The organism is Phytopseudomonas straminea, from assembly GCF_900112645.1.
Taxonomy (GTDB): domain Bacteria; phylum Pseudomonadota; class Gammaproteobacteria; order Pseudomonadales; family Pseudomonadaceae; genus Aquipseudomonas; species Aquipseudomonas straminea.
This window is the reverse complement of sequence record NZ_FOMO01000001.1, coordinates 471152-487441: the sequence shown is the minus strand read 5'-3', so window position 1 is coordinate 487441 and position 16290 is coordinate 471152. Positions and strand designations below refer to the sequence as shown.

At 64.8% G+C, this 16290-nt stretch carries 11 protein-coding genes; 7 read left to right on the top strand and 4 right to left on the bottom strand.

Annotation, left to right across the window (positions count from 1 at the left end; all coding sequences use genetic code 11):
• Window positions 1–2: 2 nt before the first annotated feature.
• The 4 genes from ruvX to gshB form a co-directional block, all read right to left on the bottom strand.
• Window positions 3–446: a Holliday junction resolvase RuvX gene (ruvX, locus tag BM279_RS02175; RefSeq protein ID WP_075959559.1), complete on the bottom strand. Its 444-nt coding sequence runs from the start codon at window positions 444–446 to the stop codon at window positions 3–5.
• Window positions 446–1015 (bottom strand): YqgE/AlgH family protein, encoded by a 570-nt coding sequence (locus BM279_RS02170; RefSeq protein WP_093500519.1) that lies wholly within the window; start codon window positions 1013–1015, stop codon window positions 446–448. The genes ruvX and BM279_RS02170 overlap by 1 nt, the downstream gene beginning before the upstream one ends.
• A 70-nt stretch (window positions 1016–1085) precedes the next feature.
• The gene (locus tag BM279_RS02165; RefSeq protein ID WP_093500517.1) at window positions 1086–1982 is read right to left on the bottom strand and encodes an energy transducer TonB; all 897 of its coding nucleotides are present in this window, start codon (window positions 1980–1982) and stop codon (window positions 1086–1088) included.
• A gap of 101 nt (window positions 1983–2083) precedes the next feature.
• The gene (gene gshB, locus BM279_RS02160; protein WP_093500515.1) at window positions 2084–3046 is read right to left on the bottom strand and encodes a glutathione synthase; all 963 of its coding nucleotides are present in this window, start codon (window positions 3044–3046) and stop codon (window positions 2084–2086) included.
• A gap of 227 nt (window positions 3047–3273) precedes the next feature.
• On the opposite strand from gshB, the gene pilG reads away from it, so the two are divergent.
• From pilG to BM279_RS02125, 7 genes are all read left to right on the top strand, one after another.
• Window positions 3274–3681, top strand: coding sequence for a twitching motility response regulator PilG (gene pilG, locus BM279_RS02155; protein ID WP_013789447.1), 408 nt, complete (start codon window positions 3274–3276; stop codon window positions 3679–3681).
• A gap of 49 nt (window positions 3682–3730) precedes the next feature.
• Entirely contained in the window at window positions 3731–4096 is a 366-nt protein-coding gene (gene pilH, locus BM279_RS02150; protein WP_013789448.1) for a twitching motility response regulator PilH, read from the top strand.
• A 43-nt stretch (window positions 4097–4139) separates the two neighbouring features.
• On the top strand, window positions 4140–4679 hold the full coding sequence (locus BM279_RS02145; RefSeq protein ID WP_027903969.1) for a chemotaxis protein CheW: 540 nt from the start codon (window positions 4140–4142) through the stop codon (window positions 4677–4679).
• An 82-nt stretch (window positions 4680–4761) separates the two neighbouring features.
• Window positions 4762–6810, top strand: coding sequence for a methyl-accepting chemotaxis protein (locus BM279_RS02140; RefSeq protein WP_093500513.1), 2049 nt, complete (start codon window positions 4762–4764; stop codon window positions 6808–6810).
• A 68-nt stretch (window positions 6811–6878) separates the two neighbouring features.
• Window positions 6879–7727, top strand: a complete 849-nt coding sequence (locus tag BM279_RS02135) for a protein-glutamate O-methyltransferase (RefSeq protein ID WP_027903967.1) — start codon at window positions 6879–6881, stop codon at window positions 7725–7727.
• A gap of 14 nt (window positions 7728–7741) precedes the next feature.
• Window positions 7742–15223, top strand: a complete 7482-nt coding sequence (locus BM279_RS02130) for an Hpt domain-containing protein (RefSeq protein WP_093500511.1) — start codon at window positions 7742–7744, stop codon at window positions 15221–15223.
• Window positions 15220–16278 (top strand): chemotaxis protein CheB, encoded by a 1059-nt coding sequence (locus BM279_RS02125; protein WP_093500509.1) that lies wholly within the window; start codon window positions 15220–15222, stop codon window positions 16276–16278. The genes BM279_RS02130 and BM279_RS02125 overlap by 4 nt, the downstream gene beginning before the upstream one ends.
• Window positions 16279–16290: the final 12 nt, after the last annotated feature.

Here is a 16290-nt window from a genome sequence, read left to right as displayed (position 1 = left end):
GGTCAGCCCAGGCAGTTTTCTTCCAGCCAGCCCTGCAGCAGCAGAGCGGCGGCCAGGGCGTCGACCGGGCGCTGGCGATAGCCGCCGGTCTGGCCCTGCTGCAGGCGCTCGCCCTTGGCGGCATAGGTGGTCAGGCGTTCGTCGTGGGTGAATACCGGCAGGTTGAAACGACCGTTGAGGCGGCGGGCGAACTTCTCGGCCCGTTCGCTCATGTCGCTCGGCGTGCCATCCATGTTCAACGGCAGGCCGACGACGATTGCATCGGGTTGCCATTCCTTGATCAGCGCTTCGACCTTCTGCCAGTCCGGCACGCCGTTCTGCGCCTTGAGGATGCACAGCTCGCGGGCCGAGCCGGTGATCGGCTGGCCGACGGCGACGCCGATCTGCTTGGTGCCGTAGTCGAAGCCGAGCAACAGGCGCAGCGATTGTTTGTCGATTTCGGCCATCAGGCGTGGCCCGCCTGGGCGGTGAGCAGGTTGAGGTCGATGCCGAGCAGCGCGGCGGCGGCGCCGAGGCGCTGATCGTAGGGCGTTTCGAACAGAATCGCCTGGTTCGCCGGGCAGGTCAGCCAGGCGTTATCGGCCAGCTCGGCCTCCAGCTGACCGGCGCCCCAGCCGGCATAGCCGAGGGCGATCAGGTGGCTGGCCGGGCCTTTGCCTTCGGCGATGGCGAACAGCACGTCCTGGGAGGTAGACAGACTGAGGTCGCCGAGATCGACGGTAGCCTGGAAGTGCTGGCCCTTGGGGTGCAGCACGAAGCCGCGGTCGGTCTGCACCGGGCCGCCACTGAAGATCGGCAGGCTTTGGCACAGCATCGAAGGATCACTGTCCGGCCGCAGCTGTTCGAGCACGTCGGCCAGGTTCAGGCCGTTGGGGCGGTTGATCACCAGGCCCATGGCGCCCTGGTCGTTGTGATCGATGAGGTAGATCACGGTATGCGCGAAATTCGGATCGTCCATGTGCGGCATGGCGATCAGGAAGTGGTGCTTGAGAATGCTCGGGCTGGCGTCTTTCATGGCCGTTAGTTTGAAGCTGCGCGGCGCAAGCTACAAGCTGCACGTATGGATGAAAACGTCGCGCCGGGGGTCAATTGCTCGACAGGCGGTCGCCCCGCTCGAAACGCCAGGTGCGGATGATTTCCAGGCGGTCGATGTCGGCCAGATCGCCGGTGAACGGCGCGTAGGGCGCGGCCAGGCGCACGATGCGCATGGCGGCCTGATCGAGCACCTGCTCGCCGGACGATTCCAGCACCATCACTTCGTACAGGCTGCCATCACGGTTGATCGACACCAGCAGGCGCAGGCTGCCGTGAATTTGCCGGCGGCGGGCGTCGTCCGGGTAATTGAGGTTGCCGATGCGCTCGACCTTCTTGCGCCATTCGTCCTTGTACCAGGCGCCCTTGTCGCGCATGGTCGAGGCGGCGTTGAGGCGGTGGATCTTCGGGCGCTTGGCGTACTGTTGCACCTGGTCGGACAGCTCGGCCTCCAGGCTGGCGATCTCGGCGGACAGTTGCGCGCTGTCGAAGGACGGCGCCTCCGGGCTCGGCGACGTCGGCTTGGTTTCCTCGCGCTTGGCCGGCGCCTTCTGCTGTTGCGGGGCGCGGGTGGTTACCGCGGCTTTCGGCGCTTCGGGCTTCACGGCGGGCGGCGGCGGTGCGGCGGCGGGCGTCACCTTGCGTACTTCGGTGTCCTGGAAGGGCGCCTGTTCGGTGGTAGTCGGCGCCGCCTTCTTGTCCAGGGTGCCGCTGCCCTGCTGGTTGTCCTGGGCGAGGAAGTCCGCCTCCTTGGGCTTTTCATCGCTCTTGAAGGTGGACAGGGTGATTTCCAGGGTCTTGCTGATCTGCCCGGGCTCGGCAAAGGTGAAGCCGACGCCGAGAATCAGCGCGGCGTGCAGTACCGCGGCCAGAAACAGGGTGAAGCCCAGCCGGTCCGCCGGGCGAACGCCGGAGGAGGTGAGATCGGGTGGGCTGGTTGTCGCGTTCATCACGGTCTGTCGTCGGGGCTGTCAACGTTTCGGCACGGTCGTGCTGAAACGTCAGCAGACCCTGGGTTGCCGCGCAGTCTGCCGAGGCGATGTGCAAAAGTCTATGAAGCACTCCGCGCATTGAGCTTTTCGGCAATCTTGTCCATCAGCTGTTCGCCGATGCGCGTATCGAAGGCCGCATCGATCTCGCGAATGCAGGTCGGGCTGGTGACGTTGATCTCGGTGAGGCGGTCGCCGATCACGTCCAGGCCGACGAACAGCAGGCCGCGCTCGCGCAGGCTCGGGCCGACGGCGGCGGCGATTTCGCGGTCGCGCTCGGTGAGCGGGCGGGCTTCGCCACGGCCACCGGCCGCCAGGTTGCCGCGGGTTTCGCCGCTGGCCGGAATACGCGCCAGGCAGTAAGGAACCGGTTCACCGTCTATCATCAGAATACGCTTGTCGCCGTCGACGATGGCGGGCAGGTAACGCTGCGCCATGATCTGCTGGCTGCCATGGGCGGTGAGGGCTTCGAGAATCACCGACAGGTTCGGGTCGCCCTCGCGGTGACGAAAGATCATCGATCCGCCCATTCCATCGAGGGGTTTGAGAATGATGTCACGGTGCTGTCTCGCAAAATCACGCAGAATGTCGGGTCTGCGGCTGACGATGGTCTCCGGTGTGAACTGCGGAAAGCGTGTGGCGAAGAACTTCTCGTTGCAGTCGCGCAGGCTCTGTGGTCGGTTGACCACCAGCGTGCCGGCTTCCTCGGCCTGTTCGAGCAGGTAGGTTGAATAGACGAATTCGTTATCGAAGGGCGGATCCTTGCGCATCAGGATCACGTCGAGTTCGGCCAGGGGCATGTCCTGCTCGTCACCGAATTCGAACCAGTGCTGGGGATCGGCGAACACCTTGAGCGGACGTGTGCGGCCGCGAGCAACACCGGCGGCCTGATAGAGGTCCTTCTGCTCCATATAGAAGAGGCTCCAGCCACGCGCCTGGGCTGCCAGAAGCATGGCCAGCGAGCTGTCCTTCTTGTAGGAAATCTGCGCGATGGGATCCATGACGATGCCGAGGCGAACGCTCATTGAAGTATCTCCGTAGAGGCGGTGCGAAGCAGCCGCGAAGGTAGCAGGGATGGGCGCCAAGGGTGGCGCTGACAGGGCGGCCGGTCAAGGGCGAGCAGGCCGATGGCTTGCATGTGGAGAGTGTGCTACAAAGGCCCAGCGATGGGCCGGGCCCATTGATTTCAGGGCCTCCGGCGCACTGGATATGGCGTAATACAACGACTCACCGAAGTGGTGGCAGGGCAGACATGGAACAGCATTCGGAAGGCTTGAGGGTGATGGTGATCGACGACTCGAAGACGATTCGTCGTACAGCGGAAACCCTGCTGAAAAAGGTGGGCTGTGATGTGATCACCGCAGTGGACGGTTTCGACGCTCTGGCGAAGATTGCCGACACCCACCCGAGCATCATCTTCGTCGACATCATGATGCCGCGTCTGGATGGTTATCAGACCTGCGCCTTGATCAAGAACAACAGTGCCTTCAAATCCACCCCCGTTATCATGCTGTCGTCCAAGGACGGCCTGTTCGACAAGGCCAAGGGGCGCATCGTCGGTTCTGATCAATACCTGACCAAGCCATTCAGCAAGGAGGAGCTGCTCGGCGCGATCAAGGCCCACGTCCCGGAGTTCTCTCCGGTCGAACAAGCGTCCTGACGCCCGGCTGTCGCTACCACCGCCTCTCTTCTATGTATTGGGAAACATCATGGCTCGAATTCTGATTGTTGATGACTCGCCGACCGAAATGTACAAGCTGACCGCCATGCTGGAAAAACATGGCCATCAGGTACTTAAGGCCGAAAACGGCGCCGACGGCGTCGCCCTGGCGCGCCAGGAAAAACCCGATGTGGTGCTGATGGACATCGTCATGCCCGGGCTCAATGGCTTCCAGGCCACCCGACAGCTGACCAAGGATGCCGAAACCAGCCATATCCCGGTGATCATCGTGACCACCAAGGATCAGGAAACCGACAAGGTCTGGGGCAAGCGCCAGGGCGCCAAGGACTACCTGACCAAACCGGTGGACGAAGCTACGCTGCTGAAAACACTGAACGCGGTGCTCGCCGGCTGAGGCCGCGCCCGCGACACGACAAAAGAAGAAGGTCACGACAGGCATGTCAGAGACACGCACCCCCTTTCAGATCCTTCTCGGTATCGAGCAGCGTTGCCGCGCGTTGGCAGCGGGCTTGCCATCGCAGCAGGTGGCGGTGCAGACCTGGAGTGGCATTGGCTTTCGCATGGGCGAGCGGTTTTTCGTCGCACCGATGGGTGAGGTCGGTGAAGTGTTGCACGAGCCACGACATACCTTGCTGCCCGGTGTGAAAAGCTGGGTCAAGGGCGTTGCCAACGTGCGCGGACGATTGCTGCCGGTGATGGACCTGTGCGGCTTTTTCGGCGGCGAGCTGTCGCCCTTGCGCAAGCAGCGGCGGGTGCTGGTGGTCGATCACCAGGACATCTTCGCCGGCCTGACGGTCGACGAGGTGTTCGGCATGCAGCATTTTGCGGTGGATACCTTCTCCGAGCAGTTGCCAGCGCTCGAGGCGTCCATCGCACCGTTCATTCACGGCGTGTTCCAGCGCGAGCAGCCCTGGTTGGTGTTCAGCCCTCATGCGCTGGCCCAGGCACCCGAGTTTGTGGACGTGGCATACAGATAGCTTTTCGGTGGGGGCGGCACAGCCTGCCTTCTGACGTTAGATGGAATTCGAAGTGCGGTAGGGTCCAGGCGGGGGCCAGATAATGAAAAAAGTAATCTCCAACAACGTGCTGGCGGGGACACGGGTCGGTGGGCTCGTGGCGGGGCTGTTCGTCGTCCTGATCGTTTCGATCGTGATGCTGTTCGCCAACTTCGCGTACATGAACACGCAGAGTAACCACGATACCGAGTACCTCGGTCACGCCGGTGAGCTGCGCGTACTGTCCCAGCGTATCGCCAAGGACGCCACCGAATCCGCCGCGGGCAAGCCCGAAGCCTTCGCGCTGTTGCGCGATGCGCGCAACGACTTCCAGAAGCGCTGGGCCTACCTGACCGATGGCAATGCGCAGAGCGGCCTGCCAGCAGCGCCCGCTGATGTACAGACGCAGATGGCTGCCGTGCAGCAGGACTGGGACGCGCTGCGCCAGAACGCCGACGCCATCCTGGCCAGCGAACAGACCGTTCTGTCGCTGCACCAGGTAGCCGCCACCCTGGCCGAAACCATTCCGCAGCTGCAGGTCGAGTACGAAGAAGTGGTCGACATCCTGCTGGAAAGCGGTGCGCCGGCGGCCCAGGTCTCGGTGGCCCAGCGCCAGTCGCTGCTCGCCGAACGTATTCTCGGCTCGGTGAATAAGGTGCTGGCCGGTGACCAGGATTCGGTACAGGCGGCCGACATGTTCGGCCGCGACGCCAGCCTGTTCGGCCGCGTACTGAGCGCCATGCAGGAAGGCAACGCCGCCATGGAAATCACCAAGGTCAGCGACCAGGAGGCCCTGGAGCGCCTCGGCGAGATTTCCGAGCTGTTCGAATTCGTATCCGGTTCGGTGGACGAGATTCTCGAGACCTCGCCCGAACTGTTCCAGGTTCGTGAATCGGCCAACACCATCTTCACCGTTTCGCAAACCCTGCTCGACAAGGCCTCGGCGCTGTCGGCGGGTTTCGAAGGCCTGGCCGACGGTCGTTCGCTGAACACCATCGCCGGCTACGTGCTGGGCGCCCTGGCGCTGGGTTCGATTCTGATCATCGGCCTGGTGATGGTGCAGGAGACCAACCGTCGACTGGCCGAAACCGCCGAGAAGAACGAACGTAACCAGACCGCGATTCTGCGTCTGCTCGATGAGATCGCCGACCTCGCCGACGGTGACCTGACAGTGGCCGCGACGGTAACCGAAGACTTCACCGGTGCCATCGCCGACTCCATCAACTACTCCATCGACCAGCTGCGCGACCTGGTCGCGACGATCAACATGACCGCCGTACAGGTGGCCGGTGCTGCCCAGGAAACCCAGGCCACCGCCATGCACCTGGCCGAGGCATCCGAGCACCAGGCCCAGGAAATCGCCGGGGCCTCGGCGGCAATCAACGAAATGGCCGTGTCGATTGACCAGGTATCGGCGAACGCCTCGGAGTCCTCCGCGGTAGCGGAACGTTCCGTAGCCATCGCCAACAAGGGCAACGAAGTCGTACACAACACCATCACCGGCATGGACAACATCCGTGAGCAGATCCAGGACACCTCGAAGCGAATCAAGCGCCTCGGTGAATCGTCCCAGGAGATCGGTGACATCGTAAGCCTCATCAACGACATCGCCGACCAAACCAACATCCTCGCACTGAATGCCGCGATCCAGGCCTCCATGGCCGGTGACGCAGGCCGAGGCTTCGCCGTGGTAGCGGACGAGGTACAACGCCTCGCCGAACGTTCCTCCGGCGCGACCAAGCAGATCGAGGCGCTGGTAAAGACCATTCAGACCGACACCAACGAAGCCGTTATCTCCATGGAACAGACCACCTCCGAGGTGGTACGCGGTGCACGCCTGGCGCAGGACGCCGGTGTGGCCCTGGAAGAGATCGAGAAGGTATCCAAGACCCTCGCCGCGCTCATCCAGAACATTTCCAACGCGGCACGTCAGCAGGCATCGTCTGCCGGCCACATCTCCAACACCATGAACGTGATTCAGGAGATCACCTCGCAGACCTCGTCCGGTACCACCGCCACCGCCAAGAGCATTGGTAACCTGGCCAAGATGGCCAGCGAGATGCGCAATTCGGTGTCCGGCTTCAACCTGCCAAACGACGGCGAGCAGGCGTGATCGTCTGCCGTCTGGCGCATTGAGCGATGCACCAGGCGGCGGGCGGGTGCTCGAGCGAGGGCTTCAACATGCAGTCAGGCGTCTGGGCCTTGCAGCCAGTGGCGGACATGTCCGCCAACGAGTTCCGCGACTGGCAACAGTTGCTGGAGTCGCGCCTGGGCATGGTGGTCAACGAACAGCGCCGCATCTTCCTGCAGACCAACCTGAGCACGCGAATGCGCGAACTGGGCATCGCCGACTATGCCGCCTATTACCGGCAGGTCACCGATGGCCCGCGCGGTGCCGTGGAATGGGCCAATCTGCTGGATCGGCTGACCGTACAGGAAACCCGCTTCTACCGGCATCCGGCGTCGTTCGAGGTGTACCAGGCGTACCTTGCCCGGCGCGGTGAGCAGGGGCTGGACAGGCCCCTGGCGATCTGGAGCGTGGGTTGCTCCAGCGGTGAGGAGCCCTATTCGCTGGCTATCGGCGCCAGCGAAGTGCTGGGACCTGAGGGGCGCTTTGGCGTTACCGGCACCGATATCAGCCGCAGCGCCCTGGCCAAGGCCCGTGAAGGTTTGTACGACGGACGCAGGCTGCAACCCATGGACGAAGCGCTGCGTGCGCGCTATTTCGCGCAGCAGGGCGATGGACGCTTCAAGGTTTTGCCGGAACTGGCCGCACGGGTGTGCTGCGCCAGGCTCAACGTGCTGGAGTTGGACAAGGCGCCAATGACCGGCATGGACGTTATTTTTTGCCAGAACTTGCTGATCTATTTCCGCCGCTGGCGACGCCGCGAGATCCTCAACCGCCTGGCCGAGTGCCTGGCGCCAGGTGGCTTGCTGGTGATCGGGGTGGGCGAAGTGGTCGGCTGGCAGCATCCGGACATGCTTCCGGTGGCCGATGAGCGAGTGCTGGCGTATACCCGCAAGGGCTAAGAGACGGAGTGTGTATGGGTGATCGGCACGACTATGTCGCCCTGGAGTGGGTCAAGGGCGAAATCGCGGAAACCCTGAAGCAGGCGCGACAGGCACTGGAGGCGTTCGTCGAGAATCCGCAGGATTCGACACGCATGCGCTTCTGCCAGACCTACGTGCATCAGGTTCACGGCACCCTGCAGATGGTCGAGTTCTTCGGCGCGGCCTTGCTCGCCGAGGAAATGGAGCACCTGTCCCAGGCGCTGATCGACGGCCGCGTGGCCAACCAGGGCGAAGCGCTGGAAGTGCTGATGCAGGCCATCCTGCAGCTGCCGGTGTACCTGGACCGCATCCAGACCGCACGCCGTGACCTGCCCATGGTGGTGCTGCCGCTGCTCAACGACCTGCGCGCCGCGCGGGGCGAGAAGCTGCTGTCGGAAACCAGCCTGTTCTCGCCTGACCTATCCGCCCGTGCTGCGGCGCTGTCGCCCGAGTCGCTGACCCAGCTGCGCACCGCCGAACTGCCGACCCTGTTGCGCAAGCTGCGGCAGATGCTGCAGGTGGCGCTGGTCGGCGTCATTCGCCAGCAGGACATGGATACCAACCTCGGCTACATGGCGCGGGTGTTCGCACGCCTGGAAACCCTGTGCAAGCACTCGCCCCTCGAGTCGCTGTGGCAGATCGCTTCCGGCGTCGTCGAAGGCCTGTCCAACGGCAGCATCGCCAACGGCACCTCGGTGCGCACGTTGCTGCGCCAGGTCGACAAGGAACTCAAGCGCCTGACCGAACAGGGCGCTGACGGCATCAACCAGAGTGCTCCGGACGAACTCACCAAGAACCTGCTGTTCTACGTCGCCAAGGCCTCGCCGCAGTCGCCGCGCAACCAGGTGCTGCGCGAGCGCTACAACCTCGACGAAGCGCTGCCCGACGATGGCGTGGTCGATGAAGAGCGTGCCCGCCTGGCGGGCCCCGACCGCGATGCCATGCGCTCGGTGGTTGGCGCGCTCTGTGAAGAGCTGGTGCGGGTCAAGGACAGCCTCGACCTGTTCGTGCGCAGCGACCGTGCCCAGGTCAACGAACTGCAAAACCTGCTGGTGCCGCTCAAGCAGATCGCCGATACCCTGGCCGTGCTCGGTTTTGCCCAGCCGCGCAAGGTCATCGTCGACCAGCTCGACGTGGTACGCGCCCTTACTGAAGGCACCCAGTCGCCAAGCGACGCGGTACTGATGGACATCGCCGGCGCGCTGCTCTATGTCGAAGCGACGCTGACCGGCATGGTCGGCCAGAACGATGGCAACAAGCGCGAAGAAAGCCACCTGCCTACCACCGATGTCGGGCAGATCCACCAGTTGGTGATCAAGGAAGCGCGCACCGGCCTGGAACAGGCTAAGGACGCGATCATCGAGTTCATCGCCTCGCAGTGGAATCACGACCACCTGGCCCGCGTGCCGGAACTGCTGACCCAGGTGCGTGGTGGCCTGGCGATGATTCCGCTGGAACGTGCCGCCGCGCTGCTCAATGCCTGCAACCGCTACATCCAGGAACAGTTGCTAGCCCGCAAGGCAGTGCCGAACTGGCAGAACCTCGACACCCTGGCCGATGCCATCACCAGCGTCGAGTACTACCTGGAGCGTCTGTCCGAAGACCACGCCACCCAAGGCGACCTGATCCTCGACGTTGCCGAGGAAAGCCTCGGGGCGCTGGGTTATCCGCTGCAGGACGCGCCGTCGATTCTCGATGCGCCTGCCGAGGACGAGCCGGCGCCACTGGATGATCCGCTGCACGATATCGACGTGCTGGCCGCGCCCGCTATCGAAAGCGCTGACGCGGATACCGCGGCTGAACCGGTCGCCGAGCTGCCCGTGCTGGACGAGCCGGCTTTCGAACAGCCGCAGCTGGCCAGTGAGCCGGTCGACCTGGCTGGCGATGTGGCCGATACGCATTGGCCGCAGGAGGAGCAAGCTGCCGAGCTGCCTGAACTGCATGACGAGGTGATCGAGCCTGGCGAGCAGGCGACCGAGACGCTGGTCGAGACTGCAGAAGCCGACAGCTGGTCGCTGGCCGACGAGCAGCCCCAGGCGCTGACGCCTGAGCCAAGCGACGCCGCGACCGACCCCTACGCACTCGACCTGAGCGAACTGGACGACGACCCCTACGGCGATGCCAAGGCCGCGGTGGCCGACGATGCCTGGTCGCTGGATGACAGCGAGCTGCTGGAGGAAGCGCCGAGCACCGCGAAGCAGGACGACGACTTCCTGCTCTCGGCCGAGCCGCTGGAGCTTGGTGAACTGGAGATGCTGCCGGTCATCGAGCAACCCGCTTCGGTCGCCGATAACGAGTGGTCCTTCGACCTCGACGATCGGCCGGCCGCGGCGTCCGAGCCTCACGGCCGTGCCGAGGACGAGCTGTGGTCGCTGGACGAGCTACAAAGCGATCTCGAACCGGTCGCTGCCGAACCGACTGTCGCCGAGCTGACGGTCCTCGATCTGCCGAGCCAGGGTTTCGAAGAACAACCGCTGGAGCTGGAGTCTTTGGATCTCGATGCCGGCGACGAGCCGCAGTGGAACGAGGTCGACCTCGACGACCTGCAATTGCCGGAAGTCGAGCTGCCCGGTTTGCCCGAAGCGCCTGTAGTCGAGGAGCCGGCTGCCGAAAAGCCGCTGTCCATGGCCGACGTGATGGCCGCGCCGGTGCAGGCCATCAATCCGCCAGCTGCGGACGTGCCGCCCAGCCTGCTGCCGCCGCCCGCCGATGAAGAGCCCATCGACGAAGAGTTGCGTGAGGTCTTTATCGAGGAGGCCGGCGAGGTGCTGGAAACCATCGCCGAATTCCTGCCGCGTTGGTGTGCCGACACCGACGACCGCGAGGCGCTGACCGAAATTCGTCGCGCCTTCCACACCCTCAAAGGCAGTGGTCGCATGGTGCGTGCACTGGTCATCGGCGAGCTGGCCTGGTCCATCGAAAACCTGCTCAACCGCGTGCTCGACCGCAGCATTCAGCCCGGTGACGAGGTCAAGCAGGTGATCAATCAAGTGGTTGCGCTGACGCCCGAGCTGGTCGACGAGTTCGCCGCCCAGGCCCAGCGTCAGCGTGACGATGTCGACCGGCTGGCAGCCGACGCCCACGCGCTGGCCAAAGGGCTGAGCCTCCCAAAGCATGACGCCCCGGCTGCAGCGGTAGCCGAGCCCGCGGGCGAGATCGAGGCTGCCGCACCTGTTCATCCGGAGCCTGCGTATGAAGAGCCGGCGGGTCTCGACCCGCAGTTGCTGGAGATCTTCCGCAACGAGGCGGAAACCCATCTGGATACCCTGGCCGCTTTCCTTGATGACTGCGCCCGCGAGATGCCGCAGCCGGTCACCGATGACCTGCAGCGTGCCCTGCACACGCTCAAGGGCAGCGCCTATATGGCCGGAATTCTGCCGATGGCCGAAGTGGCCGCGCCGCTGGAGAAGATGGTCAAGGAGTTCAAGGTCAACCTGGTGCCGCTGGACCTGGCCGAAGCCGAGGTGCTGGTCGAAGCCCAGGCGCTGTTCCGCCAGGGCCTGGCCCAGCTGGAAAGCGACCCGCTGCGACCGATCCCGGGCACCGACGCCTTCCTGGAGCGCGTGCGCCAGCTGCACGAGCAGCGCCTCGAACATGCCCAAAGCCAGCGCCAGGACGAACACGGTGAGAGCCGCGATCCGCAGCTGATCAGCATCTTCCTGGCCGAAGGCATGGACATCCTGCTGGACGCCGAAGACCTGCTGCGCAGCTGGCGCCAGCAGCCTTCCGAGCGCCAGGAGCTGAATACCCTGCTGGAAGAGCTGACTACCCTCGGCCGCGGCGCAGAAATGGCCGAGCTGCCGCAGATCGATGAGCTGTGCGAGGCATTGCTGGACGTCTACGGCGCTGTCGAAGATGGCAGCCTGGCGGTCAGCGAGCGTTTCTTCGACGAGGTCGAGCAGGCCCACGAGGCGCTGGTCAGCATGATGGATCAGGTCGCTGCCGGCCTCGAAGTCACGCCCAGCCCCGAACGCGTGGCCGCCTTGCGCGCGCTGTTCGATGAAGCGCTGGATCCGGCCAAGCTGGCTCTGCTGTCCGGCGACGTGCCGGGCTTGCAGGTAGTCGAGCTGGAAGAAGCGACCCGCGTGCTGGAAGCGTCTGAAATGACCGGCGAGCCGCTCGACGAATCCGTGGATGCCGCCGAGTCGGACGACAACGAGCTGGAGTCGATCTTCCTCGAAGAGGCGGTGGACATCCTCGACAGCGCTGCCGGCAATCTGCAGCGCTGGCTGGCCGAGCCGGAAAATCGCAGCCTGGCCTCGTCGCTGCAGCGCGACATGCATACCCTCAAGGGTGGCGCCAACATGGCCGGCGTGACGCCGATCAGCGCCCTGGCCCACGAGCTGGAAGCCCTTTACGAAGGCCTCGTGGATCGCCGTTATGGCGTTTCCGCGTTCGCCACCGACAGCGTGCAGCAGGGTCATGCACGGCTCGGCGACATGCTCGCTAGCCTGCAGGCCCGTCAGCCGGCACAGCCTGCCGACGAGCTGGTCGAAGCCATTCGCCAGTTCCGCCAGCGCGGCGGCCAGGACGAGCAGCCCGGCGAGCCCGAGGCGCTGGTCGCGGCCGAGCCGGTCGAGCACCCGGATGCCTGGCCTGAGCCGGAGCCCGAAGCGCCGGTCGCCGAGCCCGTCGCGGAAATCGTCGAGCCGCCGGTGGTGCGCGCTGAGCCTGCCCCGCAAGCTGCGGTGCATAGCGACCGCGACCCCGAGCTGGTCGAGATCTTTCTCGAAGAAGGCTTCGACATCATCGACAGCGCCGGTGCGGCGCTGACGCACTGGATGGACGATGTCGACAACAGCCTCGATCTGGAATCCCTGCAGCGCGACCTGCACACCCTCAAGGGTGGTGCGCGGATGGCCGAGATCCGTGAGATCGGCGATCTGGCACACGAGCTGGAGTTCCTCTATGAGGACCTCGGCAACGGTCGCCTGCGCCCCAGCCCGATGTTGTTCGAGCTGCTGCATGCCTGCCACGACCGCCTCGCCGAGATGCTCGACGCGGTGCGCTCGCAACGCCAGGTGCCCAACGGCGACGAGCTGATCGAGACCATTCGCCGCCTGCGTGCCAACCCGGACGAGCAACTGAGCATGCCGCGCGCCGTGCCGTTGAGCGCCGCGCCGCAGGAATTCGATGCCGACAGCGACGAGATCCTCGATATCTTCCTGGAAGAAGCCGACGATCTGCTCGAAGCCATGGAAGCCGGCATCGGCCGCTGGGAAGAGCGCCGTGACGATGCCAGCTGCATCGACGACCTGCTGCGTATCCTGCATACCCTCAAGGGTGGTGCCCGCCTGGCCGGGCAGAAGCAGCTGGGCGACCAGAGCCATGATCTGGAGCAGCACCTGACGGAAGCCCAGACGCAAGGTGCGCCCTGGCCGGACAGCTTGTTCCTGGACGTGCAGTCCGGCTTTGAGGGGCTGCAGAAGAGCCTCGACGAACTGCGCCTGCGTCTGCAACAGCAACCCCAGGACGAGCGCCCGGCAGCCGAGCCGGAGCAGCCGGTGGCGCGTGCGGCGACTTCTATCGTCGCCGCCAGCGAGCGGCCGGTGGTCGCGGCAGAGAACCGCGCGCTGCCGTTCGTGCAGCGTGCCGAAGTGGCTGCCGAAGAGGCCGCCGCACGACGTGCCCCGCAGGAGCTGGTCAAGGTGCCCGCCGATCTGCTCGAAGGCCTGGTCAACCTGGCCGGTGAGACGTCGATCTTCCGGGGCCGCGTGGAGCAGCAGGTCAGCGACTTCGGCTTTACCCTGAGCGAGATGGAAGCCACCATCGATCGCGTTCGCGATCAGCTGCGCCGCCTGGACACCGAAACCCAGGCGCAGATCCTCAGCCGCTACCAGGCCGAGGCCGAGCGCGCCGGTTACGAAGAGTTCGACCCGCTGGAAATGGACCGCCATTCCCAGCTGCAGCAGCTGTCGCGGGCCCTGTTCGAGTCGGCCTCCGACTTGCTGGACCTCAAGGAAACCCTGGCTTCGCGTAACCGCGATGCGGAAACCCTGTTGCTGCAACAGGCGCGGGTCAACACCGAGCTGCAGGAAGGCCTGATGCGCACGCGCATGGTGCCGTTCGATCGCCTGGTGCCGCGTCTGCGCCGTATCGTGCGCCAGGTGGCCAGCGAGCTGGGCAAACAGGTCGAGTTCACCGTCGGCAACGCCGATGGCGAGATGGACCGCACGGTGCTCGAGCGCATCGTCGCGCCCCTGGAGCACATGCTGCGCAACGCCGTCGACCATGGTATCGAAGGCGCCGCGGTGCGGGCCAAGGCCGGCAAGCCGGAGCAGGGTAGCATTCGTCTGGAGCTGGGCCGTGAAGGCGGCGACATCGTGCTGACGCTCAGCGACGACGGTGCCGGCATCAACCTCGATGCGGTGCGCCGCAAGGCCATCGAACGCGGCCTGATGGATGCCGGCGCCGATCTCAGCGAACACGAGATCCTGCAGTTCATCCTCGAAGCCGGTTTCTCCACCGCCGAGAAGGTCACGCAGATTTCCGGGCGTGGCGTCGGCATGGACGTGGTCAACGCCGAGGTCAAGCAACTCGGCGGCTCGATGAGCATCGACTCGGTGATCGGCGAAGGCACCACCTTCCGCATTCGTCTGCCGTTCACCGTATCGGTCAACCGTGCGCTGATGGTGCTGTCCGGTGAAGACCTGTACGCCATTCCGCTCAACACCATCGAGGGTATCGTGCGCGTTTCGCCGTACGAACTGGAAAGCTACTACGGCCCCGATGCGCCGCGTTTCGAATACGCCGGCCAAGCCTACGAACTGCGCTACCTGGGCGATCTGCTCAACAACGGCCAGCATCCCAAACTGGTCGGTCAGAGCCTGCCGCTGCCGGTGATCCTGGTGCGCTCCAGCGAACACGCCGTGGCCGTGCAGGTGGATTCCCTGGCTGGCTCGCGGGAGATCGTGGTGAAGAGCCTCGGCCCGCAGTTCGCCACGGTGCCGGGTATCTCCGGTGCGACCATCCTCGGTGACGGTCGCGTGGTGGTGATTCTCGACCTGCTGGCGACCATCCGCGAATTGCATGCCCACCTGCAGTATCAGGTGCGGCCGCGTCTGGCTGCCGATGCCGGCACCTTGGCAGAGGTCGAGGTCGAGCGCCCGACCCTGGTCATGGTGGTGGACGACTCGGTCACCGTGCGCAAGGTCACCAGCCGCCTGCTGGAGCGCAATGGCATGAACGTGCTGACCGCCAAGGACGGGGTCGACGCCATCGCCCAGCTGCAGGAGCATCGCCCCGACATCATGTTGCTGGACATCGAAATGCCGCGCATGGACGGCTTCGAGGTCGCCAACCTGATTCGTCACGACGAAGGTCTCAAGGATCTGCCGATCATCATGATCACCTCGCGTACCGGTGAGAAACACCGCGAGCGGGCGATGAGCATCGGCGTCAACGAGTACCTCGGCAAGCCGTACCAGGAGTCGTTGCTGCTCGACTCCATCGAGAAGTGGACGAAACGACCATGAATCCATCCAGTGCAGCGCGTATTGCAGTGATCGCCGACACCTCGCTGCAGCGCCATGTGTTGCAGCAGGCGTTGAGCAGCAACGGTTACCAGGTCGTGCTCAACAGCGACCCCGAGCGCCTCGACGATGCGGCGCTGCGGGCCTGTGAAGCGGACCTGTGGCTGGTCGACCTGGTGCAGTCCGAGGATCTGCCGCTGATCGACACCCTACTCGCTGATGCCGAGGTGCCGGTGCTGTTCGGCGAAGGCCACGCGCCGGAGCGCAGCTCGGAAAATTACCCGCGCTGGGAGCGCCGGCTGGTCGGCAAGCTGAAGAAGCTGGTCGGCGATCCTGCCCTGGCCACTGCTGGTGGCGGCCTGGACAGTTTGCTGGCGGAGGCGCAGCGTCCGGAACGCATCGATTTACCAGCGGTGCTGGCCAGTACTCCGCTGCAGGCCGGCGAGCCCGCCCGCCAGGTGTGGCTGCTGGCGGCATCGCTGGGCGGGCCGGCGGCGGTCAAGGCGTTTCTCGACGCGTTGCCGGGCGGTCTGCCGGTGGCCTTCCTGTACGCCCAGCATATCGACCCCAGCTTCGAAACCACCTTGCCCCAGGCCGTTGGTCGCCATAGCCAGTGGCGGGTTGGCAACGTGCGTGATGGCGACGCCCTGCGCTGCGGCGAAGTGGTGGTGGTGCCGATCAGCAACGAGCTGAACTTCACTGATGATGGTGTGATGCGTGTCGCCGCGCGCCCCTGGCCAGAGCCCTACAGCCCGTCGATCGACCAGATGATGCTCAACCTGGCCCAGCGTTACGCTGCCGGCAGTGGCGTGATCGCTTTCAGCGGTATGGGCAGTGATGGCAGCGCCGCCGCCGCCTACGTGAAGCGCCAGGGCGGCATCATCTGGACGCAGCGGGCCGACAGCTGCGCCTGCTCGAGCATGCCTGACAGTCTGCGCGAAGGCGGCTACAGCAGCTTCACTGCCGGCCCGCGGGAACTGGCCGCGGCGCTGGTCGAGCACCTTGCCGAGCAGTGCGCCACTGACCGGCAGTCTTCTTCTACCTCGTTCGCTGTCTGACAGGATGTTTTC